General features: G+C 67.2%; 21 protein-coding genes. 6 read left to right on the top strand and 15 right to left on the bottom strand.

Going from position 1 to position 21,028, the window contains the following annotated elements; genetic code table 11:
- Window positions 1-38 precede the first annotated feature (38 nt).
- The 3 genes from OG394_RS34155 to OG394_RS34145 all read left to right on the top strand — a co-directional run bounded on the left by OG394_RS34155 (window position 39) and on the right by OG394_RS34145 (window position 2,711).
- The gene (locus OG394_RS34155) at window positions 39-890 is read left to right on the top strand and encodes an SDR family oxidoreductase (protein WP_328991317.1); all 852 of its coding nucleotides are present in this window, start codon (window positions 39-41) and stop codon (window positions 888-890) included.
- A gap of 18 nt (window positions 891-908) precedes the next feature.
- Window positions 909-1,793: an ROK family protein gene (locus OG394_RS34150; protein ID WP_328991316.1), complete on the top strand. Its 885-nt coding sequence runs from the start codon at window positions 909-911 to the stop codon at window positions 1,791-1,793.
- 234 nt (window positions 1,794-2,027) lie between these two features.
- On the top strand, window positions 2,028-2,711 hold the full coding sequence (locus OG394_RS34145) for a pentapeptide repeat-containing protein (protein WP_328991315.1): 684 nt from the start codon (window positions 2,028-2,030) through the stop codon (window positions 2,709-2,711).
- An 8-nt stretch (window positions 2,712-2,719) separates the two neighbouring features.
- Here OG394_RS34145 and OG394_RS34140 read toward each other — a convergent pair whose 3' ends face one another.
- On the bottom strand, window positions 2,720-3,529 hold the full coding sequence (locus OG394_RS34140) for a TetR/AcrR family transcriptional regulator C-terminal domain-containing protein (protein WP_328991314.1): 810 nt from the start codon (window positions 3,527-3,529) through the stop codon (window positions 2,720-2,722).
- 64 nt (window positions 3,530-3,593) lie between these two features.
- Here OG394_RS34140 and OG394_RS34135 point away from each other — a divergent pair, with 64 nt between their 5' ends.
- Window positions 3,594-4,442, top strand: a complete 849-nt coding sequence (locus OG394_RS34135; RefSeq protein WP_328991313.1) for an alpha/beta fold hydrolase — start codon at window positions 3,594-3,596, stop codon at window positions 4,440-4,442.
- On the opposite strand, the gene OG394_RS34130 is transcribed toward OG394_RS34135, so the two are convergent.
- The 6 genes from OG394_RS34130 to OG394_RS34105 form a co-directional block, all read right to left on the bottom strand.
- Window positions 4,425-5,252, bottom strand: a complete 828-nt coding sequence (locus OG394_RS34130) for an ABC transporter permease (RefSeq protein ID WP_328991312.1) — start codon at window positions 5,250-5,252, stop codon at window positions 4,425-4,427. The genes OG394_RS34135 and OG394_RS34130 overlap by 18 nt on opposite strands.
- Entirely contained in the window at window positions 5,249-6,121 is an 873-nt protein-coding gene (locus OG394_RS34125; protein WP_328991311.1) for an ABC transporter ATP-binding protein, read from the bottom strand. Before OG394_RS34125 ends, OG394_RS34130 begins: the two co-directional genes overlap by 4 nt.
- Window positions 6,122-6,273: 152 nt before the next feature.
- Window positions 6,274-8,541 carry a hypothetical protein gene (locus tag OG394_RS34120; RefSeq protein WP_328991310.1) on the bottom strand — a complete coding sequence of 756 codons (2,268 nt, stop codon included), beginning with the start codon at window positions 8,539-8,541 and terminating at the stop codon, window positions 6,274-6,276.
- Between the two features lie 57 nt (window positions 8,542-8,598).
- On the bottom strand, window positions 8,599-10,035 hold the full coding sequence (locus tag OG394_RS34115; RefSeq protein ID WP_328991309.1) for a GuaB1 family IMP dehydrogenase-related protein: 1,437 nt from the start codon (window positions 10,033-10,035) through the stop codon (window positions 8,599-8,601).
- 48 nt (window positions 10,036-10,083) lie between these two features.
- Window positions 10,084-10,443 (bottom strand): hypothetical protein, encoded by a 360-nt coding sequence (locus tag OG394_RS34110; protein WP_328991308.1) that lies wholly within the window; start codon window positions 10,441-10,443, stop codon window positions 10,084-10,086.
- The gene (locus OG394_RS34105) at window positions 10,440-10,991 is read right to left on the bottom strand and encodes a TetR/AcrR family transcriptional regulator (RefSeq protein ID WP_328991306.1); all 552 of its coding nucleotides are present in this window, start codon (window positions 10,989-10,991) and stop codon (window positions 10,440-10,442) included. The genes OG394_RS34110 and OG394_RS34105 overlap by 4 nt, the downstream gene beginning before the upstream one ends.
- Before the next feature lie 112 nt (window positions 10,992-11,103).
- Here OG394_RS34105 and OG394_RS34100 point away from each other — a divergent pair, with 112 nt between their 5' ends.
- Window positions 11,104-11,700 carry a hypothetical protein gene (locus OG394_RS34100; RefSeq protein WP_328991304.1) on the top strand — a complete coding sequence of 199 codons (597 nt, stop codon included), beginning with the start codon at window positions 11,104-11,106 and terminating at the stop codon, window positions 11,698-11,700.
- Here OG394_RS34100 and OG394_RS34095 read toward each other — a convergent pair.
- Window positions 11,670-12,278, bottom strand: a complete 609-nt coding sequence (locus OG394_RS34095) for a TetR/AcrR family transcriptional regulator (RefSeq protein ID WP_328991303.1) — start codon at window positions 12,276-12,278, stop codon at window positions 11,670-11,672. The two genes, OG394_RS34100 and OG394_RS34095, sit on opposite strands and share 31 nt — an antisense overlap.
- A 62-nt stretch (window positions 12,279-12,340) precedes the next feature.
- Between OG394_RS34095 and OG394_RS34090 the strand changes: the two genes are divergently transcribed.
- Window positions 12,341-12,829 (top strand): quercetin 2,3-dioxygenase, encoded by a 489-nt coding sequence (locus tag OG394_RS34090; protein ID WP_328991302.1) that lies wholly within the window; start codon window positions 12,341-12,343, stop codon window positions 12,827-12,829.
- 58 nt (window positions 12,830-12,887) lie between these two features.
- On the opposite strand, the gene katG is transcribed toward OG394_RS34090, so the two are convergent.
- The 7 genes from katG to OG394_RS34055 all read right to left on the bottom strand — a co-directional run bounded on the left by katG (window position 12,888) and on the right by OG394_RS34055 (window position 20,928).
- Window positions 12,888-15,137, bottom strand: coding sequence for a catalase/peroxidase HPI (katG, locus tag OG394_RS34085; protein ID WP_328991301.1), 2,250 nt, complete (start codon window positions 15,135-15,137; stop codon window positions 12,888-12,890).
- Between the two features lie 25 nt (window positions 15,138-15,162).
- Complete coding sequence (locus OG394_RS34080; RefSeq protein WP_328996896.1) at window positions 15,163-15,567, bottom strand: Fur family transcriptional regulator; 405 nt, start codon at window positions 15,565-15,567, stop codon at window positions 15,163-15,165.
- A 64-nt stretch (window positions 15,568-15,631) separates the two neighbouring features.
- The gene (locus OG394_RS34075) at window positions 15,632-16,090 is read right to left on the bottom strand and encodes an SMI1/KNR4 family protein (protein ID WP_328991299.1); all 459 of its coding nucleotides are present in this window, start codon (window positions 16,088-16,090) and stop codon (window positions 15,632-15,634) included.
- 189 nt (window positions 16,091-16,279) lie between these two features.
- Window positions 16,280-17,314 carry a squalene cyclase gene (locus OG394_RS34070; protein WP_328991298.1) on the bottom strand — a complete coding sequence of 345 codons (1,035 nt, stop codon included), beginning with the start codon at window positions 17,312-17,314 and terminating at the stop codon, window positions 16,280-16,282.
- A gap of 177 nt (window positions 17,315-17,491) precedes the next feature.
- Window positions 17,492-17,929 (bottom strand): RidA family protein, encoded by a 438-nt coding sequence (locus OG394_RS34065; protein WP_328991296.1) that lies wholly within the window; start codon window positions 17,927-17,929, stop codon window positions 17,492-17,494.
- Window positions 17,930-17,979: 50 nt separating this feature from the next.
- Window positions 17,980-18,876, bottom strand: a complete 897-nt coding sequence (locus tag OG394_RS34060; RefSeq protein WP_328991295.1) for a hypothetical protein — start codon at window positions 18,874-18,876, stop codon at window positions 17,980-17,982.
- 192 nt (window positions 18,877-19,068) lie between these two features.
- Entirely contained in the window at window positions 19,069-20,928 is a 1,860-nt protein-coding gene (locus tag OG394_RS34055; RefSeq protein ID WP_328991294.1) for a CocE/NonD family hydrolase, read from the bottom strand.
- Window positions 20,929-21,028: the final 100 nt, after the last annotated feature.

Below are 21,028 nucleotides of genomic sequence, written 5' to 3'. Positions count from 1 at the left end.
GTCTAGAAGCAAGTACCCCCTTGAATGAGGAGCCACCAATGATCGTCGTCACCGCAGCCACCGGCCAGCTGGGCCGCCTTGTCATCGACGGCCTGCTGGAGCGCGTGCCCGCGAACCAGCTCGTCGCCGCCGTCCGCGATCCCGCCAAGGCCGCCGACCTGGCCGCGAAGGGCGTCGATGTACGCCAAGCCGACTACACCGACTCCGAGAGCCTGGCGCTTGCGTTCAAGGGCGCCGACAAGGTGCTGCTGATCTCCGGCAGCGAGGTCGGTCAGCGCGTCGCCCAGCACACGAACGCGATCGAGGCGGCGAAGGCGGCGAACGTCGGCCACCTCGTCTACACCAGCGTGCTGCACGCCGACACCAGCACGCTCAGCCTGGCGGTGGAGCATCTCGCCACCGAGAAGGTCCTGCAGGCTTCCGGTCTGACCAGCACGATCCTGCGCAACGGCTGGTACACCGAGAACTACGGCCAGCCCGTCACTCAGTCCGTCGAGACCGGCGTGATCATCGGCAGCGCGGGTGACGGCCAGATTTACGGCGCCGCCCGGAAGGACTACGCCGCGGCGGCCGTCGAGGTGCTGACCGGCACGGACCACGAGAACAAGGTCTACGAGCTCGCGGGCGACAACGGCTTCACCCTGGCCGACCTCGCCGCCGCGGTGACGAAGGCGTCTGGTCGCGAGGTCCGGTACGACAACCTCACGCTTGACGCGCACAAGGAGACCCTGGTCGGTTTCGGCCTTCCCGCGGAGGTCGCGGCGATGCTGGCCGGCTGGGATCAGGGCATCTCGACTGGCGACCTGGCCGACACCAGCGGCGAGCTCAGCCGGTTGATCGGCCGTCCGACCACGCCGCTCGCCGGCACGGTGGCAGATCTACTCGTGTAGATCGGCAATAGTTACCTGGTGCCCCTCACTACCGAAGCCTCCACCGGTGCTCCCGTCGGTGTTCCAGTCGGACTTCCCGTCGGCGTGCTGGAGATCGGCGGCAGTCATGTCACCGCCGCCCGGGTCCGGCAGTCCGACTGGTCCGTCGAGATCGTCGCGCGCTCGTCGCTCGATCCACACGCGCCGGCCGACCAGCTCGTCGCCGACCTGGCCGCGGCCGGGCGGGCGGTGCTGACCGACGGGCTGCGGCTGGCGATGCCCGGACCGTTCGACTACACGGCGGGCGTCGCCTGGTACCAGGGGGTGCAGAAGTTCGACGCGCTGTACGGCGTTGACCTCCGCGCGCGCCTCGCCGAAGCCCTCGACCTACCCGGTACGGCGTTGCGCTTCGTCAACGACGCCGAGGCCTTCGCCGTCGGCGAGTGGACCGCCGGAACAACGCGAGGCCGTACGTCGTGCGTGGGCGTGACACTCGGCACCGGCGTCGGGTCTGCCTTTCTCCGCGAGGGAAAGGCGATCCGCGCCGGGTCCGACGTACCGCCCAACGGCGAGCTGTTCCGGGTAACGCCACCGATCGAGGACCACATGTCACATCGGGCCATCGTGGCGGCATACGAGCGGGCAACCGGCGAGGAGCTGCCGGGCGTGCGCGAGATCGCCGAGCGCGCGGAATCCGGCCAGCGGCAGGCGATCGACGTACTCAACACGGCCTTCATCGCTCTAGCCGAAGCCCTTTCGCCCTGGCTCAAGTCCTTCGGCGCGGAGGCAGTCGTCCTCGGAGGCGCAATCTCAGGCGCCTTCGACCTAACCCGCCCAGCCTTCGAAGCGGCCCTCGGCATCCCCATCCCGATCACCGTCACCGCCAACACCGAACACTCCGCCATAGTCGGCGCCGCCCGCTAACCCGCCACCCGCCACCGGCCACCGGCCACCGGCGCGCCGGCGCGCCGGTATACCGTTCATCGGTCCCTTGTGACGCGGCGCGTCGCGGTTCATCGGTCCCTTGTGACCAAAGGGCGAGCGCCCACCACACTTTGCATTCATTCGTCGGAATCCGCCCTCCTCCGCCGGCGGACCTGCACAGGCATGCCTTGGCTGGAGGGCGGATTCCGACGAATGAATGCAAAGATGTCGGCGATGGCTTCTCGACGGGTGGTTAAGGTGGCGGCGCCGAGGTTGCGGGATGGGCTGAGGGCGGTCGCGTTGTCGGTTGACGAGCTGGGCGATGAGGCGTTTCTCGAGGATCTCGCCTTGACCGAGCTGGACCTTGGCGCGGCGTCCGGGCGGTTGGTCGATATGACCGGCTGCCGGTGGACGCAGTGCCGGCTGGCCGGGTCCGAGCTGGAGAAGCTGACGATCTCGGACACCGTCTTCGACCACTGCGATCTCGCGAACGCGCGCTGGGCCGACTCGTCCGCGGTGCGCACGGAGTTCCTCTCTTGCCGGTTGACCGGTATGTCCGCGCCGACGATGTCCCTGCAGCACGTGACGATTCGGGACTCGATTCTGGATCTGAGCTCTTGGCGGTTCGCGAAGTTCAGCCGGGTCGAGTTCATCGACTGCCGGCTGACCAACGCGGACTTCGTCTCGGCCGAGCTCGGCGGCACGGTGTTTCGCGGTTGCGATCTGAGTGGTGCCGAATTCTCGAACGCTACTGCCAACAAGGCCGTCTTCGTCGAGTGCCAGTGGGAAGGTACGCGCGGGATCGGCAGCCTCGGCGGCGCGACGATCGCCAACACCTCCCCCACCGACCACCTCGCCGTCGCGGCCGCGATGGCGTCAGCCCTCCAGATCACCCTCGCCCACCCGGACGCCCTCTAGCCGCGGTGTCACGGCTTGAGTTTGGTGATGCCGTCGAGGACCAGTGATACCGCGCCCTCGAAGGCGAGCTCGGCCGCCCGCACCCAGGGCTCGTCGCCGCCGCCCTTGGCCTGGTGGGCGGCGATCGCGGTCGACTCGGGGAACCTCTCGGCGAAATCCGGCGCGACCTCCTGGAAGGCAGCAGCCCGCGCGGCCCACCATTGCGGATCCGACTGGCCCGTCGCGTCAGCGGCACGACTCGCCTCGGCCGCCTGCTGGGCAGCGCCTCGCACGATGCTGAACAGCGCGCTCGTCGCCGCCGGACGCGCCTCGATCGGGCAACCGGCTGCCGCGAGAATCCGCAGCAACGCCTCCAGAACGGTCTGCTCGTTCGGCCCGAGCACCGGCCGGGCCCACGACACCTGCAACACCCAGGGATGCTCGACGTAGATGGCCCGCAGGGAACGGCACCACTCGAGGGCCGCTTTGCGCCACGGCTTGTGGTTGCCCAGGGCAAGCGAACCGTGCACGTCGTCGTACATGAGATCGAGCAGTTCGGCCCGGCTCGGCACGTACGTGTAGAGCGACATCGCGGTCCGGCCCAGCTCCCGCCCGACGGCCCGCATCGAGAGCCCGGACAGGCCGTCGCGATCGGCGACCCGGATAGCGGTCGCGACGATCTCGGCAACACTCGACCCCTGACTCGGCCCGCGCCTGCCCGCCGTCTTGCCCGATGAACCCGATGCGCCCGATGCGCCCGATGGCGCGCCCGGGACAGGCCGGCCCCAGAGCAGGGCAAGCGTGCGGGCGGGATCACCCTGGCCGGCGTACTCGGGCATCTTTCTCCTTACGTCGTAAAGTGTTAGGGTATAACGGTTTACAGCGTAAAGAGATTGGAGTGACGTGATCGCCGTTCTGCACGATGGAGCCGAACTCGAGTTCGAGGTCCACGGCGCCGGCCCGGATCTACTACTGCCGGTCAACCCGGCCCCGGCGGAGGAAGGACCAGCCGCCGAGCAAATGCGTGCCTGGGGTGCCGATCCGGCCCTCGGCCATACGCTGACGCACACCCTGGTCGAGCACTTCCGGGTCATCGCCTTCGACTACGAGGGGCACGTCCAGGCGCACCCGAAGGCCGACACGCTGACCGCCGAGGCCATCGCGAACGACTTCCTGGCCGTGGCCGACGCCGCCGGATGTGACGACTTCGCGTACTACGGCTATTCCTGGCTGGCGCTCGCCGGACTGCAACTCGCCATCCGGACCGACCGGCTGAACGCCTTGGTGATGGGCGGCTATCCCCCGATCGACGGGCCGTACGACGCGATGCTGAAGGTCACGCTCGCCACCTACGAGCAGGCGAAGAACCCGCCCGCGGAACAGGCGGAGGCCGTACCGGGTGATTGGGATAGCGCCACCATGGTTTTGAGCGAGGAGCAGACTCGCCAGTTCGTCACGCTGTACGAGTCGCTGCGAGACTTCGACGATCGAGCCGTCCAGGACCGCATCACCTGTCCGCGGCTTTGCGTGGTCGGCGAGGCGGACAACATCGATTACGGCCCGCGCTGGGGCAACGCCCACGTCGCCATCGGCACGCCGGTCATCGCCAACCGCGCGGAGCTGGAACGACTCGGCTGGCAGGTCGAGATCCTGCCAGGCCTCGATCACATGCAAACCATGCAGGCCAAGACGATCCTCCCCGTCATCACGCCTTGGCTGCAGACAAACCTGGGCTCAACCGACGCGCTGTAAGGCTCTTTCGCGACGACTGGCGACGGTCGAACCCGATTCGCGGCGAGCCATCCGGCGCAACACCACCGGCGCGATCAGCAGACCGAGGATCGCCCAAACCCCAAGTACGCCAAGGGTTTCGAGGTGCCGCCAGGACTCGCCGATCTCGATCGCGGCCGCACTGTCGGGGAGAAAGGCCGAGCGCATCCCGAGACCCAGCCAGTAGATCGGCGTCCCTTGGGCGATCCACTGCGCCCACTCCGGCAGCGCGGTGATCGGGTAGAAGATGCCCGAGATCCCCATCAATGCGAGCACGGGCAGTTGCACCAGGCCCTGCGCCCGCGCGCTGGTGAAGAGCGACCCGAGCACCGCGCCGATCGGCAGCGTCGCGACCAGACCGAGCACCAGCACCCACACGAAGGTCAGCCAGCCGCCTTGTAGCGAAAGCCCTTCGACGATGAACAGCGCGGGAATCAGCAGAATGGCCAGATCCGCGATCGTCGAGCCGGCCACGGACACCACCTTGCCGACGAGATAGCCCTGCATTCCACCCGGCGTGGCCTTTGCCCTCAGCAACGTTCCGTCCTCGCGCTCGGCCGTGAGCTGCTGGCTCATGCTGACCATGCCGAGTGCCGCGTTCATCCCGAGAATGCTCGGCAGGGCAAGGGTTCCGAGCAGGAAGCCGGTATCGCCGAAGTCGTTGTCCCGCAGGAAGAACATGACGACCAGCATCATCGTCGGCCAGAGAAAGTGGCTGACCAGGTCCGCGCTGTTGGTGAAGGACTGCCGCAGCTCGATCAGGCCGCGCCGCCAGCCGATCCTGAGGTTCATCGGGTCTCACTCTCCTGGACGAGGCTGAGATAGGTGGCCTCCAGCGATGCCCGCCGGACCTCGAGGTCACCGATCAATTCGCCGTACTGGTTGAACAATTCGCGCACGAACGCGGTGGACTCACCCGTCCTTTGCTGGAACGCCTGGCCATCGCGAGTCCAGCGGACCTCGTCCTGCCCGGCGATCCGGCGCGCGAGCTCGTCGGACGAGCCGTCCGCGATGATGCGACCGCCGGCCAGGATGACGATGCGATCGGCCAGCCGCTCCGCCTCGTCGAGGTCATGCGTGGTGAGCAGGATCGTCGTGCCCTGCTCACGAGCCAGGCGCTGCACCAGGTCATGGAAGTCATGCCGTGCGGCCGGGTCGAACCCGGTCGTCGGCTCGTCCAGGAACAAGACCTCCGGTCGGCCAACGATGCCGATGGCAACATCCAGCCGTCGCCGCTGCCCACCCGACAGGAACTTCACCTTCTGCTTCGCCTGCGAAGTCAGACCGACGGCCTCGATCAGCTCATCGGCGTTCCACGGCCGCTGGACCGTCGCACTGGCGTACGCCCGGTAGTACGACCCGAGGTGATCGAGGAGCTCCCGCACGCGCCACTTGCCGTGATCCCGCCACGACTGCAGTACGACGCCAACGCCCGCCCGCCACCGCTCGTCGCCGTACGCCGGATCGGTGCCGAGTACGTCGACGCGACCGGCCGAGCGCATCCGGAATCCCTCGAGGATCTCGATCGTGGTGGTCTTACCCGCGCCGTTCGGCCCGAGTAATGCCAGCACCTCTCCTCGTTCGACCTGGAACGTCACGTCATGCAGCACATCCGTCGTGCCGTACCGCATTCGCAGTCCCTCGACGTCCAGCACTCTCACTGTCGACCCCACCTTCAAGCGTTCAGAATTTCTTGAAGGCTACGGGCCATTCGAGTGTGCGTCAAACGCTGATTCGCCTTGTTTTGTTGGCGATTGCAATGGCTTTGACGGTGAATGCAAACGGCCTGTTGCAATGAGATGAGGGTGAATGCTTAGCTGATCGTGACCGTGCCGGCGATGGGGGCCGTGTTGCCGTTCCACCAGCGCAGGGTGCCGTCGGCGTCCCGGCCGGTCAGGGTCCAGGCGTACTTGCCCGCGGGCAAGAGGCGGCCCGACGAGTCCCGGCCGTTCCAGACGACGCGGGCGGAGCCGACCGAGGTGGCGCACGACAGCGTTCGCCGTACCGTCGTGCCTGACTTGATGGTGATCGCGCAGGTCGGGAGGGCCTTGCTGATCGCGAACTCCGGCTGCCAGCTCCGGCCCGCGCTCGGCCGGAAGGTCGAGGCGCCCGTCGCGTTGCCGAGATACCTGGGCGGAGCGACGTACGGCGAGTTGGGGCCGATCCGCGCGATGCCGTCCGGGTTGATCCAGGCCAACGTCTCGTCGAACACGTCGAACGGCTTGTCCATGTAGATCGGGCCTACGACGCCGGTAGTACGTGTTCCCAACCGGAGCACCTTCAGCGTGGCAGTAAGCGTTCCCGCGGTCTGAACGTCGTACGCGAGGTGTCCGTCGGACAACTTCACCCGGCTCGTCCCAGAGCTCGCGAGAACCACTGCCGCCGTACGCGTCGCCATGTTGCGATAGGCGATCACCGAGCTTCCACACGGCCAGGAGTTGTCACAGGTCGACCAGCCGACGTAGTCGCCGTGGACGTCCAAGCTGTTGACTCCAACGCCTCCGCCGGCCTTGACCTGCAGCACCTGCCCAGACGAGAGGTCCTTGCGGTAGATGGCGTTGTTGTTGTCACGCCAGGCCAGATAGCTGCCCCACAAGCTGGTGCGCGAGCCATACGCGTTCATGGCGAGCTGCGTGCTCGTGTTGGTGCGGAGATCCGTCAGCATCAGGACCACGTCGTGGTACGTCGGACCGCACACGGGCGACGGGTCGCACTGGATGCCCGTGTACTTCGCCTTAGCCCAAAGGAGTCGACTACCCGACAACGTCAGACCAGTCGACGCCCGAGCCACTCCGTCGGCTGCCGCGAACACCCTGGTCCGTACGCCGTCGTCGGTCACTACCCAGACGTTGAAGCTCTTGTCGACGTACGCCGTCCTGCGGCCATCCCGGCCCACGTCACGCTGCACTGTCTCGGGAACTACCTGCACCTGCGGGTAGAGGCCTACGGAACTACCCGATCGGCTGTACGCCCGACGGGTTACGGAGACACTCGGGCCTTGCGTATCGACGTACGCCACGCCAGAGGCACCTAGTGCGACGGCGTACGCCTCGGGGGCGACTAGGCCGACCGTGATGACCCTAGTTCGCGTGGTGGCGTTGATCGTCGTACCGGCGTCTATCCCGGGCGAAGCGCCGTACGTGTCGAAGAGGAACCTGCTGCCGTCAGAGACCGCCGTACGGGCTAGAGGCGACTCCGTGCGGCTGCCGTCGGCAAGCAAGGTCCCAGCGCTGCAACGTGCCGGTGGGTAGTTGTAGCCGTCGTAGCAACCGGCCCAACCTGTCTTGTCCCCCAGGATCGACGTACTCGTGGCCAATCGGTCCAGGAACGTCACCACGGGAGCGGCACTGCCGTCGACGGTCGACCGGATGACGAACGACGTGTCCTTGATCGGCACAGTGTCGTAGTCGAGCTGGCTCCACGTCACGGTCTTACCGGACAACGCAAAGCCCTGCGGGTACATGGGCGCCTTGCCGCCATCAGCTACGACGTGGAGCGTGGTCGGGTCGGCGTACGTGCGATAGACGATCTTCTTGACGTTGTTGACGGGCTCGAACGTCACGAAGCCCTGGTCGTCGGCCGCGGCAAGACTCCGCGAACTGAGCTGGGCATACTTCGCGGTGATCTGGCAGCCGGTGGCACTCGCCTCGACCCGGTGGCCGTCGTCGCTGATCCAGCCCCACGGCGCATAGACGTCCGACACGGTGCCGAGTGGACTGGCCGGCTGCGGACTGGCGTCACACCGGAGCGTCGTCGGCGTCCCGATGATCTGGTACTGGACGGGATACCCCACGCCCAACCGCCCGAAGACCTTGTTGCCGGAGAGCCGGTTGAACTTGTTGTCGACCCGGTACGGCGCAGCCCCGGCGGGCTTCACCCAGGTCGTCCCGTCGCGAAGGACGTCCTGATCCATGGTCTGGATGCGGTAGAGCACCCCGGCCGCGGACGCCCCCAGCACGCTGATGACCGGCGGCTCGCTCGCCACCCGATCCAGGTCGACCGACCCCACCGGATCAGCCTGCGCGGGCACCGCCACCGCAAGCCCCAGCCCGACAACCGCCAGTACGCCGACAAGCCTCATGGCTCCGCCCCTTCCCTCACTCCCCACGATGCAGCGCGGAGCCGGAAAGTTAGGCCTTTACCAACTCGTGCCGACGGGCATGCCTTCGGAGTAGCCGGCGGCGCTTTGGATGCCGACAACAGCGCGGTCGTGGAATTCGGCGAGCGTGGTGGCGCCCACGTAGCTGGAGGAGCTGCGGATGCCGGAGACGATGGAGTCGAGCAGGTCTTCGACGCTCGGGCGATCGGGATCGAGGTACATCCGGGCCGTGGAGATGCCTTCGCTGAAGAACCCCTTGCGCGCACGCTGGAACGGCGTCTCGTCCGACGTACGGAGATGCACCGCGCGCGCCGACGCCATGCCGAAGCTTTCCTTGTAGATGCGCCCGTCGCCGTCACGCTGCGGGTCACCGGGCGACTCGTACGTGCCGGCGAACCAAGACCCGATCATCACGTTCGACGCCCCCGCGGCCAGGGCCAGCGCGACGTCCCGGGGATGCCGGACGCCGCCGTCGGCCCAGACGTGTTTGCCGAGCTCTCGCGCCTTGGTCGCACACTCGAGTACGGCGGAGAACTGCGGGCGACCGACCGCCGTCTGCATACGCGTGGTGCACATGGCTCCGGGACCAACGCCCACCTTCACGATGTCGGCGCCGGCGGCCACGAGGTCGACAACGCCTTCGGCCGTGGCCACGTTGCCCGCGACGACCGGCACCTGCGGGTCAAGGGATCGGACGATGCGCAATACGTCGAGCATGCGCTCCTGGTGACCGTGCGCGGTGTCGATCACGATGAGGTCGATACCGGCGTCGAGCAGGGCCTTCGCCTTTTGCTCGGCGTCTCCGTTGATACCGATGGCCGCGCCGACCCGGAGCTTGCCTGCCGCGTCGACGGCTGGCCGGTACAGGGTCGAGCGGAGGGCGCGTTGGCGGGTGAGGATCCCGGCGATGCGGCCGCCTTCGTCGACGACGGGCGCGAGGCGATGGCGACCGTCGTACAACTGACCGAACGCATCCTCGGCGGCGATGCCATCGGGAAGCGCGAGCAGGTCGCGGGACATGACAGCGTCGAGCTGGGTGTACCGATCGACGCCCTGGCAGTCGGCTTCGGTCACCACGCCGACCGCACGGCCTTGGTCGACGACGATGACGGCGCCATGGCCGCGCTTGGGCAACAGGTTCAGCGCCTCGCCGACGGTGCCGTTGGGCGACATCGTCAGCGGAGTGTCGTACACCGTGTGCCGTTCCTTGACCCACGCCACGACGTCGGCGACCACGTCGACCGGGATGTCCTGCGGGATGACGGCCAGTCCACCGCAACGGGCGATCGTCTCGGCCATCCGCCGCCCGGAAACCGCCGTCATGTTCGCCGCGACGACCGGGATCGTTGTACCACTGCCGTCGTTGGTCGAGAGGTCCACGTCCAGCCGGGACGCGATCCCCGAACGGTTCGGCACCAGGAACACGTCACTGAACGCAAGGTCCTGCTGAGGGACCCGATCGTGATGAAAGCGCACGTCAAACCTCACAACCACAGACCGGCAACCACAACGGACACCCCGAGACTACGACACCCGCAAACCCGACCGGCACCAGCGAGACGACAGGAGGCGGGGCAGGCAGGACGACTTGAGACCCGACCAAGCCAGCCACCCGAGCACAACGTTGCCCGCGGCAGCGATCGTCCAGAGGGGTACCGGTGATAGCCAGAGCGGGCTGCTGCTCGTCGGGTCGACGCCGAGCAGCATTACAGCGACGAACGCGAAGTAACTGAGCACGTACGCGACTACCCCTAGCGGCAGCGATGCCAGGAGCGCCCATACGTAGAGCGACGGGCTGTCGGAGTAGGTCGATATCGCCATCAACAGGGTGATGCCGAGTACGTAGATACCGCCGCCGTAGATCCAGGCCCGTGTCAGTTTCATGCTCGCACTCCGGATCCGTTCGCGTTGCCGATCGAGGTCAGGTAGTAGGACTCCCAGCCGCCCGGTGGTGCTGGTTGGGTTCGTTCGGCGGCGATGAGGCCGTGCATCAGGGCCCAGATGGCGACGGCCGACTGCTCGTCGAACCCCGCGCTGGACTGGCCGATAAGGGTGACGATGCGGGCGATCGCGTCGCGGCGGAGGGACTCGTCGATGTCGAGGGTAGGTAGGGGGTGTTCGAAGAGCAGGGCGTACGCCGCGGGGTTGCGCTTGGCGAATCGCCGGTACGCCGCGGCCAGGCCGAGTGCGGCATCACCGTCGACCGGTCTGGCCTTCTCCATCGCGGCCGCCAGACTCGTCTCGGCCTGGGCGAAGACCTCGTGCATCAATCCACGCCGACTGCCGAACTTGGTGTAAACGCACATCGTCGAACGCCCAGCCGCCTCCGCCACCCGGCGCACGGTCAGACCTTCGATCCCGTCTGCCACCAACACGTCGGCCGCACCGATCAGCAGGCGCTCGCGGATATCGGGCTGGTCACTGCGCGGCATGGGACTCCCGTTCACAACACGTTCCGGTCACGGCCCTTGCGGTCGAGACCCGATGCGCTGACTATAACAAGCGTTATCCATAACGCACGTTATTCAGAGAGGCGGAACCCAGATGACTTCATCAACGCTCTACCGGACAGCCGCGATCGCGGGCCTGCTGAGCGGGCTGGTGATCACGGTCAACACCGCGAAACGCGCAGGCGTGATCCCGGTGAGTCCGGCGACCCAACTCGTCGCTCCCCTGGCACAAGTCCTCGCGCTGGGGCTGGTGATGGCCCTCTTCGTCCGGGTCGGCCGGCGCAGCGGTCACTTCGGCGCGGTGGCGTTCGGCCTGAACTTCACCGCGGTCGCGCTGCTGGTTGGAGTCGAGTTCGTGCTCAATCTCGTCTTCCCGCGGCTGGACGGCGCCACGGTTACCGAACTCCGCGCAGGCCCTCTTGGCATCGCGCTCACCGTGACCTCGCTCTTGTTCCTGGTCAGCACCTGGCTGTTCACCGCGTCGCTCTGGCACCGGGACGGCCCGCCGCGCGCAGCCCTGGTCATGTGGGCCGTCGGCGTCGTGCCGGTATCACTGCGGGCCGCCGTACCGGAGGAAGCCCTGCAAGCCGGCCTGCTGCTCCTGGCCCTCGCGGTCGGCTGGCTGTCCGTCTGGCTCTGGAGCACGTCGCACCAGGCAACTTATGCGGGCGGGGCGACCGTCAGCGCGTGATGCAGTAAGGCTTGAGCGGTCCACTTCATTGTCTCGGCGGCCTCATCGCGACTGAGGCCGCCGACGTCGGTGAGCCAGACCAGAGACTCGATACCAGTCGCGCTGCGTAGCGCGACGGCAAGCCGGTGCACACCCTCGGCGGTCAACCGCGGCACCAGCGGACTGAGGGCATCCTCGAACCAGGCGATCGCCCGGCCCTTGCGCAACGGCAGTTCGTGCGGCGCGGTGTCCGTGTCGAGCGAGAGCCGCAACATCGTCCGCTGCTGGCGCTCGGACTCGATCACCGATCGTACGAACGTCGCGACCGCGGCATCGAGCCGGACCGCCGGGTCGTCGCCAATACCTTCCGGCAGCAGGGAAGTCGCCTCGGTCTCCGGATGGGCCGCGGCGAGCAACGCCTTCTGGCTCGGGAAATACCGATAGGCGGTCGTCCTGGAGATCGACGCCGCGGCGGCCGCCTCCTCGACCGTCGGCGTCGCGCCACCGCGCGCAATGAGCTCACGCGCTGCCGCGATCAGCTCATTGCGGGTACGCGTCTTCTGCTGGACTCGGCCCGACTGCTCGTAAGACGTTGACACACTCCAGATGGTACCGTAGTTTCGTTATGGGACTCCAGTCCCATTAAGCTAAGGGGGCTGACATGAAAACACTTGCGGTAACGGTGCGCGCGAGCGGCGAAGGTGAGCGGGCCTGGTTCTGCGGCGGCGGGTTGTTCACCTGGAAGGTGACGGCCGAAGAAAGCGGCGGGATGTTCCTCGTCCTCGAGGACGAGATGGAGTTCGGCAAAGTGACGCCGATGCACCTCCATCCCGAGACCGACGAGACGTTCTACCTGCTCGACGGCGAGGTCCTGCTGGACGTCGATGGCGACCAGCGAACTCTCGGCACCGGCAGTATCGCGGCGATTCCGCGAGGTATCCCGCACGCCTTCATGGTCACGTCACCCACGGCGCGGATGCTGGCCTTCCAGACGCCCGGGAACAACGAGGCGTTCTACCGGATGGCGAGTGAGCCCTTCGTGGCCGGCGGTCCGCCCGCACCCGTCGACTTCGATCGGATTCGCGCGGCCGCGATCGAGACCGGCGCGATCGAGATCCTCGGACCGCCGCCGTTCCCGCAGCATCAATAGCGCAAAGAGGCCCTCCCCGATTCGCTCGGGAAGGGCCTCTCCTATCTGACTACGGGGATCAGATGTCGAAGCGGTCGAGCTCCATCACCTTGGTCCACGCCGCGACGAAGTCCTGTACGAACTTTCCCTTCGCGTCGTCGCTCGCGTAAACCTCGGCGAGCGCACGCAGCTCGGAGTTCGAACCGAAGACCAGGTCGACCCGGCTGCCGGTCCACTTCACGTCACCAGTCGCGAGATCGCGGCCCTCGAAGGTCTCCGCGTCCTTGGACGTCGGCGTCCACTCGATGCCGAGGTCGAGCAGGTTGACGAAGAAGTCGTTGGTCAACGACCCGGGGTTGTCGGTGAGAACGCCCACGTGCGAGTGCTGGTAGTTCGCACCCAGTACGCGCAGACCGCCGACGAGAACCGACATCTCGGGCGCGCTCAGGGTCAGCAGGTTCGCCTTGTCGAGAAGGAGATACTCGGCCGGCAGGCGGTTGCCCTTGCCGAGGTAGTTGCGGAACCCGTCCGCGGCCGGCTCGAGCGGTACGAACGACTCGACGTCCGTCTGCTCCTGCGACGCGTCCACCCGGCCCGGCGTGAACGGCACCACCACGTCGTACCCAGCCTTGCCGGCAGCCGCCTCGACAGCAGCGGAGCCGCCGAGCACGATCAAGTCGGCGAGCGAAACGTGCTTGCCGCCGGCGTTGAAGGACGTCTGGATGCCCTCGAGCGTGCTCAGCACCGTACGCAGCTCGTCCGGGTTGTTGACCTCCCAGCCGTTCTGCGGCTCGAGGCGAATGCGCGCACCGTTGGCGCCACCACGCTTGTCACTGCCGCGGAACGACGATGCCGACGCCCACGCGGTCGAGACCAGCTGGGAGATGGAAAGGCCGGACGCGAGCAGCTGCGCCTTGAGCGCGTCGATCTCGGCGTCACCGATGACCTCGTGCGTCCGCGCGGGCAGCGGGTCCTGCCAGATCAGCGTCTCGGCCGGCACCTCCGGACCGAGGTAGCGCTGGATCGGGCCCATGTCGCGGTGCGTCAGCTTGAACCAGGCCCGCGCGAAGGCATCCGCGAGCTCGGCCGGGTTCTCCAGGAAGCGGCGCGAGATCGGCTCGTAGATCGGGTCGAAGCGCAGCGAGAGGTCGGTGGTCAGCATAGTCGGCGCAACCCGCTTCGACGGGTCGTGGGCGTCGGGCACGGAGCCCGCGCCGGCGCCGTCCTTCGGCCGCCACTGGTTCGCACCGGCCGGGCTCTTGAACAGCTCCCACTCGTAGCCGAAGAGGATCTCGAAGAAGCTGTTGTCCCATTCGATCGGGGTGTTCGTCCAGATTCCCTCCAGACCACTGGTGATCGTGTCGCCACCCTTGCCGGTGCCGAAGCTGTTCTTCCAGCCGAGGCCCTGCTCCTCCAGGGGCGCGCCTTCGGGCTCGGCGCCGACGTACTTCTCCGGGTCGGCCGCGCCGTGGGTCTTGCCGAACGTGTGCCCACCGGCGATCAGCGCGACGGTCTCCTCGTCGTTCATCGCCATCCGGCGGAAGGTCTCGCGGATGTCGCGAGCCGCCGCCAGCGGGTCCGGGTTGCCGTTCGGACCTTCCGGGTTCACGTAGATGAGGCCCATCTGAACCGCGCCGAGGGGCTTCTCCAGCTCGCGGTCACCGCTGTAGCGCTCGTCGTCGAGCCAGGTGGTCTCCGGACCCCAGTAGACGTCCTCGTCCGGCTCCCAGACATCCGGACGACCGCCGGCGAAACCGAAGGTCTTGAAGCCCATCGACTCCAGCGCGACGTTGCCGGTGAGGATCATCAGGTCGGCCCAGGAGAGCTTCTGGCCGTACTTCTTCTTGACCGGCCAGAGCAGCCGACGGGCCTTGTCGAGGTTGCCGTTGTCCGGCCAGCTGTTGAGCGGCGCGAACCGCTGCTGCCCGGCACCGGCGCCACCCCGGCCGTCGGTGATCCGGTAGGTGCCGGCGCTGTGCCACGCCATCCGGATCATGAACGGGCCGTAGTGGCCGAAGTCCGCCGGCCACCAGTCCTGCGAGGTGGTCAGCACCTCGGCGATGTCCCGCTTCACGGCGGGGAGGTCGAGGGTCTTGAACTCCTCGGCGTAGTCGAACGTCTCGCCCAGCGGGTTCGCCACGGCGGGGTTCTTGGCGAGGATCTTCAGGTTGAGCTGGTTCGGCCACCAGCCCCGGTTGGCGCTGCCCCTGGTCGGGTGCGTCGCGCCGGCGCCGTGTGCGACCGGGCAACCGCCCTGGCTCGCGTTGTTCTCCTCGCCTCGGCTCTCCTCGCTGGCTTCGGCTGGCAGCGGCTGGTGGTTCTCAGACATCAGGATCCTTCCGGGAATTGGCAGGTCAGGGGGTACTTGCGTTGGAACAGTTGGCGCAGAGGCCCCAGTAGATGACCTCGGCCTCGTCGATCTCGAAGCCGTGGTCGCCGGACGCGGTCAGGCACGGGGCATGACCGACAGCGCAGTCGACATCGGCGATGACGCCGCACGACCGGCACATGACGTGGTGATGGTTGTCGCCGACCCGCGACTCGTAGCGGGCCACGGAACCGGATGGCTGGATGCGCCTTACCAACCCCGCGGCGGTCAACGCGTGCAGGCAGTCGTACACGGCCTGATGCGAAACCGCGGGCAACTCCGTCCGCACGGCGCCGATGAGGGAGTCCGTATCGGCGTGCGGATTGGCGTACACCGCGGTCAGCACAGCCAGCCGCGGACGCGTCACCCGCATGGCGGCCCCGCGCAGCATCTGCTCTAACTCCGGGGTGGTGGGCACCTTCGAAGTCTTACCTGTTTTCTGGAATGAGTCAAGATTAACCCGGGTGTGTCGCGGGGTCTTCCGGCGCCTGGTCGTTTGCCAGTAGGCCTTCGATGAACGTGAAGAGATCGGGAGCCGCAACTTCCTCGATCACGCCCGGGTCCGCCATCGTGTCAACGAATCCGACCGCTCCGTCCGCGAGCAGCATGTAGTAGTTGCCGCACCCGTCGCCGGCAATGGGCAACCAGTCGCCGGCCTGCCATTCGGGATAGAGCGTGCGGACGGCCGGGAGATCGACGTACGACTTATCCGGCCGATGACCGAACACGCCGCCAGGCCCGATCACGGCACCCCGGCAAATGCCCAGAAACTCCACCAACTCCGCCGGCAACGCCCTACCAAGACGCGCCTCCAACTCAACCAACTCCCGCGCCGTGGCACCCCGAATGCCTGGCTCATCAGGACTCCGAACCGCCCCATAGACGAGTTCCCGCACGCGCTCATGACTGGCCACACGTCTTATATAGCGCACAGAGAGGCCCTTCCCGGGTTCGTCGAAAGGGCCTCTTCGCGCCCGGCTAGGTGGTGCGCCTTCTTTGGCGGAGGACGAGCGCCCCCGACACCGTCAACCGCGAACTGATGATGAGCCCCGACGGCCGCGTCCACGTCGTCGCCCCCTCCACCGACCCCGGCGTCATCGGCATCACTTGGGAATGGGACTAACGCGCAATTGGCCGTCCCACCACGTGAGCACGCGCGTGCCGTAGAACGTGAGCCACCTGGAAGGCTCGCCCGGCGGTACGTCGATCTCGAACCAGGCGCGTCCCGGGTGGCGCCCTTCCTGGAGCCAGGTGCCGTCGGGGAGGCGGGCGGCCCGGATCACCTCGATCGCTTGCGCCAGGCGGGGATCGGGCGTGATGCCGTCGTACAGCGCTGCTTCGCGGAAGTAGTCCGCCGCGTTCAGCACGCTGTAGAACCAGCGGAACGGGTAGACGAACCGCGTCACCCACGGCCCGACGAGCTCCCCCGTCGACCGGGCGTGGAGGAGGCGGCGCTCCAGCAAGTACTCCTCGCCGGCTCTACGGGCCTCCCGCAACGCGTCGCTTCCGCCGGTCGCGTTTTCGTAGTACAGCAAGCCCTTCAGGGCGTTTAGCGTGGAATGGAACGAGGAGCGGGTCGAGCCTTCCACCCATTCGCAATTCCAGCCGCCATCTTGGAGACGATGGTCGACGAACCACTGGGCGATGCCCGAGACGTCCGCTCCGAGCCAGGCGCCGTTGGCAAGCGTGTACGCGTTGATGCAGCAATCGACCTCGCCATCCCAATACGGCAGGTCGTCGTACTCCCACCGGCTATTCGCCGCTAGCAGCTCGGCCGTGCCGGCGAGCGCGGTCGCGTCGAGGCCCCAGTCGCGCAGGGTATTCAGCGTCCACGTCGTCGCCGTCCAAGGCTGCCCCTCCTCCCCCGCCGCCTCGGTCGCCTCGGTCGTCTCGGGGTCGTGAGTTGCCTCCGCCGCATCGGGGCCGTCGGAACTACCTGGGAAGTACGCTCCACCGGCCCACTGCCCGTCGGGATCCTGCAGTGCAAGCAGTTTCGCCCCGAAACCCTCCGTCGCGATCCGGGCCCGTGTCGCCTCCCACGCCGGCCGCGGTGCCCTCACAACGTCGCGCTCCACCTGCCATCGCAACGCCGGATCGCTATCAAGCAACCAGTCGACCAACGCCTGATCAAGCCCCATACCCCCAGGCTACTGGCGAACCGCCCCTCCACAGGTTTGTCCGACCATCCCGTGCTCAGACTGCGATGTGAAGGGACATGTCGGACGGACCGCCAGGTCCACACGATGGCCGAAACAGGCCGAACGAAGCCAAAAGCTGTCACCGCGTGGACCTGGACGTCCGCGCGTCCGAATGCCTTACGAGAGCCGGCCGCCTGCTTGGGGTTCGCGGAATCGCGACAGCGGTACAACTGCGATCGGCACGACTTCGACCAGCAACTCGGGCGCGACCAGCCCCGCGGCCTGGATCAGGATGCTCGCCGGAGCGGTAGCCGCTGGGAAGTGGCGGGCACGCACTTCCTGGATGGCGGGCAGGTCGCCGCGATCCAGGAAGTAGATGGTCATGCTGACGATGTCGGCGAGCGTGCCGCCGACCTCTGCCAGGATGATCCGGACGTTGTCCAGGCTCTTTTCCAGCTGCATCCCGGCGTCGCTGATGCCGACCACGTTGCTGTCCTCATCCCAAGCAACCTGACCGGTTACGTGGATGACCTGTCCGGGAGGCTGGACGACTCCCTGGGAGAAGGCACGTCCGTTGGGCGCCCACATGCGCGGTGGATTGAAGTGTCCACTCATACCCCGACCCTAGCCGCGCTCCGCCTGTCTCCCGCTTTCGACGGTTGAGGTCAGTTGGCTCTACTGGTGAGCGCACCGGACTCCAGGTCGATCGCGTACGCGCGCGGAACGCCGGCCCGCGAGATGCGTAGGACCTTCCCGTCAACGGCAAAGGTCCAGCCGCGCCCGACCTCGGCCGGAAGGTCGACGCACAGGGCCGACGCGGTATCCGCGAACAGCAGGTGGACGAACGGCCCGTGCGGACGCCCGAGCCCCTCGTGCCCCGCGCCATGCGCCCCGCTGGGATGGGGGACGTACAGCGTCGCCACGCTGCGTCCGCCTCGCCCCGCCGCGCGCGCGATGGGAAGGCCGGCCATCTCCTCACCGAGCGTCCGCTTGTCTGCCACCGCATCAGGACGCAGAGCCGCAGCCACCCGGTCATACGCGCGTACGACGTACTTGCCCGAGCCGGCCGGCTTTCGGTGCTCGATGAAGTAGATCAGGGATCCGTCCGGTGACCAGGCGTCGTACGTGAAGTCACCATCCAGTTCAACCAGCTCCGATGTCGCCGCCTTCAGATCGACGACCATGAACCGACTCACGCGACCCCGGGGACTACCGGCTTCGGCCTCGGCTTCGGCGAGCACGGCCAGAGCGCCGTCAGGTGTCGCGCCTTCTGACGGGCCGTTCGCCACGACGCGCGGCAGCACCCACCGCCCGTCAACCTCCACCTGTCGGCTGGCGCCGCCCAGCACGGAAACCGAAGTGCGGGTCTCATTGGGTTGGACCCTCACAGTGACCGATCCGACCCGCAGCTCGTCGATTCTTGTTCCGACAGCCCCAGTGGCCGGTGTGCTGCTGGTGATAGTCGGTCGCTCGTCCGCGCTGTTGACGCGGTCCGGCGTCGAGGCACAACCGGCGATCACCACGCCGCAAGCGCACAGAACGATGCTCCTGAACAGATACATGAGGACTCCCCGGCCCGTAACTAAAGCAGCTGGCACAACTAGTCGCCCGACAAGCGGACAACTCGTCTACACCGCCACAACTCGCCACGTTCCCGGGACAACCCAAGGGCCAGGAGGATGCAGCGAGTGACCGTCGTGCGTACGGTCGCGACCCACGTTGGCCGCGACCGTACGTCTGACGTCCGATCGGGGCTAGCCTCCGCTGGCGGTGCCTGCGACCAGGGGCAGTGAGACCGAGGTGCCGGACAGGTCGACGGTGACGTTGGTCCCGGTGCCGGTTTCGGCTTCGGTGACGTCGGCGTTGGTGCCGGTCAGTACCAGGCCCAGCCGGTGTCCCGCCTTGAACTCGTAGTCCTGCGGCAGCATCGACCAGGTGATCTGGTACGACTTGCCCGGCTTCAGTGGTGTCGGGTGGCTCAGTGACTTGTGGTTCTGCGCGTCCATGAACCCGCGGGCGACCACCTGGAAGCCGGAGGTCACCGTGTTGTCGGCGGCCCTGAGGTAGCAGCTGCTGTCATCGGCCGTGCTCTCGCCGACGCAGTCTTTGCCCTCGATGAGCTTGAGGCCTTGCCCGCCAGCGGGATCGACGCCGTGGATGCGGGTGTCCTGACCGTAGTCGACGAGCAGTACGCCCAGGTTGGCAGTCGGCATGTCCAGCTTGACTCGTAGGCTCACCGAAGCCGTACCGGACAGCCGCGTCGCGTTCTTCAGGGCAGGCGTCAGGAATGCCAGCCGGTACGGGTTGGTGGTGCCGGGGTCGCCGGCCATCCCGATCTCGGTCTGGCGGGTCTCGGTGTAGCTACCGGTCCCGGCTGACGGCTTACTGGCGAGCGAACCGTCCTGCTGCGGTCGCAGGGTCGTCGTCCGCGTCTGCGCCGGCCAGTCGGCTTGGGCGATCCAACGGTCCGGGCCGAGCTGTACGTCGGCGCGCGGCTGCCGCATGACGTCGTTGGGTACGCCCATCAATTCGTGGTCGAACCACTTGTGCAGAGTGTTGACCCACACCTCGCGGCGGGCCCAGAACGGATCGAGGTGCCCGTACTGCGTAACCCACACCTTGCGCTGTACGCCGTGGGGCAGCCCGGCCCACCAGGTGGAGAATTGGTCGGCCGTCACGTTCCGGTCTTGCATCCCCACTACCGAGAAGACGCTGGCGCGTACGTTGCGCACACTCGACACGGGTCCGGTCCGGTAGTCGAGTTCACGCCAGTAGGCGTTGTAGTTGCCGGTTTCGTCGTCCGAGCCCTCGGTCATGCGCTGGTACGCCGCCGCGCACTTCTCGTCCGGATCCGCGTCGACCATTTTGGCCAACCATTCCTGCCCGCCCTTGAAATCCGTGAGGGTGCCGTTGGCGCGCCACATTTCGTACCAGCTGCTGGGGCCCGCGAGCGGCACGATCGTCTCTAGACCCCGCACCCCGGTGCCGGCGACTCCCATGGCGAGGGATCCCTCGTACGAATGGCCGATCATGCCGGTACGGCCGGTGGTCCAGGTGGCTTTGACCGGATCGCCCTTGGCGTCGTACGCGGTCGTCCGGCCGTTCAGCCAGTCGATGGCCGCCTTGCCGCCCAGTACGTCGGACGGGCCGCCCGAGGTCGGGCAGCCCTCCGACAACCTGGTGCCGCTCATGTCGACGGACACGTACGCGTAGCCGCGCGGGACGAAGTAGTTGTCGTAGAACAGCGGGAACTTCGTGAGGTTCCCGTTGGCGTCGTACTTCTTGTGGTCCAGCTCGAAGCCGACGCCGGGGGTGTCGAAGTACGGACTCTGGTGCATGATCACCGGGAGCTTGAGCCCGGAGCTGCTCTCTTTCGGCCGGATGATGTCTACCCGGATCAGGTCCTTCTTGCCGTCGCCGTCGCTGTCGGCCGGCGACTGCACCCGGACGTGCTCGCGGATGGCGTCTTTGTAGGAGAAGACGGGCTGCGTCAGCCCATCGGAGATTTCGGTTGTCTGCTTCGCGGTCGCGGCGGTCGCGACTGCGGCGGGAGTACCGGCGACCACGAGCGCGGTCGCGAGTGCGATTGCGGCGAGGTTCCTGTTGTTGGTCATGCGATGACTATCGGCACCCGGCCTGCCACGCCCCCGCCATCCTCCTGACACGCCCTGACACAAGGGATGCGTACGGGGCCAAGGTGCTCAGCTTGTCGCC

It is taken from the genome of Kribbella sp. NBC_01245 (assembly GCF_036226525.1).
GTDB lineage: Bacteria > Actinomycetota > Actinomycetes > Propionibacteriales > Kribbellaceae > Kribbella.
The sequence above is the reverse complement of the archived record's forward strand: the minus strand, read 5'-3'. Positions and strand labels throughout refer to the sequence as shown.

Bases quoted from the DNA above. Each gene is read 5' to 3' on its own strand.
- OG394_RS34155 (WP_328991317.1), top strand. From the start codon at position 39: ATGATCGTCGTCACCGCAGCCACCGGCCAGCTGGGCCGCCTTGTCATC.
- OG394_RS34145 (WP_328991315.1), top strand. From the start codon at position 2,028: ATGGCTTCTCGACGGGTGGTTAAGGTGGCGGCGCCGAGGTTGCGGGAT.
- OG394_RS34140 (WP_328991314.1), bottom strand. From the start codon at position 3,529: ATGCCCGAGTACGCCGGCCAGGGTGATCCCGCCCGCACGCTTGCCCTG.
- OG394_RS34130 (WP_328991312.1), bottom strand. From the start codon at position 5,252: ATGAACCTCAGGATCGGCTGGCGGCGCGGCCTGATCGAGCTGCGGCAG.
- OG394_RS34120 (WP_328991310.1), bottom strand. From the start codon at position 8,541: ATGAGGCTTGTCGGCGTACTGGCGGTTGTCGGGCTGGGGCTTGCGGTG.
- OG394_RS34110 (WP_328991308.1), bottom strand. From the start codon at position 10,443: ATGAAACTGACACGGGCCTGGATCTACGGCGGCGGTATCTACGTACTC.
- OG394_RS34105 (WP_328991306.1), bottom strand. From the start codon at position 10,991: ATGCCGCGCAGTGACCAGCCCGATATCCGCGAGCGCCTGCTGATCGGT.
- OG394_RS34100 (WP_328991304.1), top strand. From the start codon at position 11,104: ATGACTTCATCAACGCTCTACCGGACAGCCGCGATCGCGGGCCTGCTG.
- OG394_RS34090 (WP_328991302.1), top strand. From the start codon at position 12,341: ATGAAAACACTTGCGGTAACGGTGCGCGCGAGCGGCGAAGGTGAGCGG.
- katG (WP_328991301.1), bottom strand. From the start codon at position 15,137: ATGTCTGAGAACCACCAGCCGCTGCCAGCCGAAGCCAGCGAGGAGAGC.
- OG394_RS34080 (WP_328996896.1), bottom strand. From the start codon at position 15,567: ATGCTGCGCGGGGCCGCCATGCGGGTGACGCGTCCGCGGCTGGCTGTG.
- OG394_RS34070 (WP_328991298.1), bottom strand. From the start codon at position 17,314: ATGGGGCTTGATCAGGCGTTGGTCGACTGGTTGCTTGATAGCGATCCG.
- OG394_RS34065 (WP_328991296.1), bottom strand. From the start codon at position 17,929: ATGAGTGGACACTTCAATCCACCGCGCATGTGGGCGCCCAACGGACGT.
- OG394_RS34060 (WP_328991295.1), bottom strand. From the start codon at position 18,876: ATGTATCTGTTCAGGAGCATCGTTCTGTGCGCTTGCGGCGTGGTGATC.
- OG394_RS34055 (WP_328991294.1), bottom strand. From the start codon at position 20,928: ATGACCAACAACAGGAACCTCGCCGCAATCGCACTCGCGACCGCGCTC.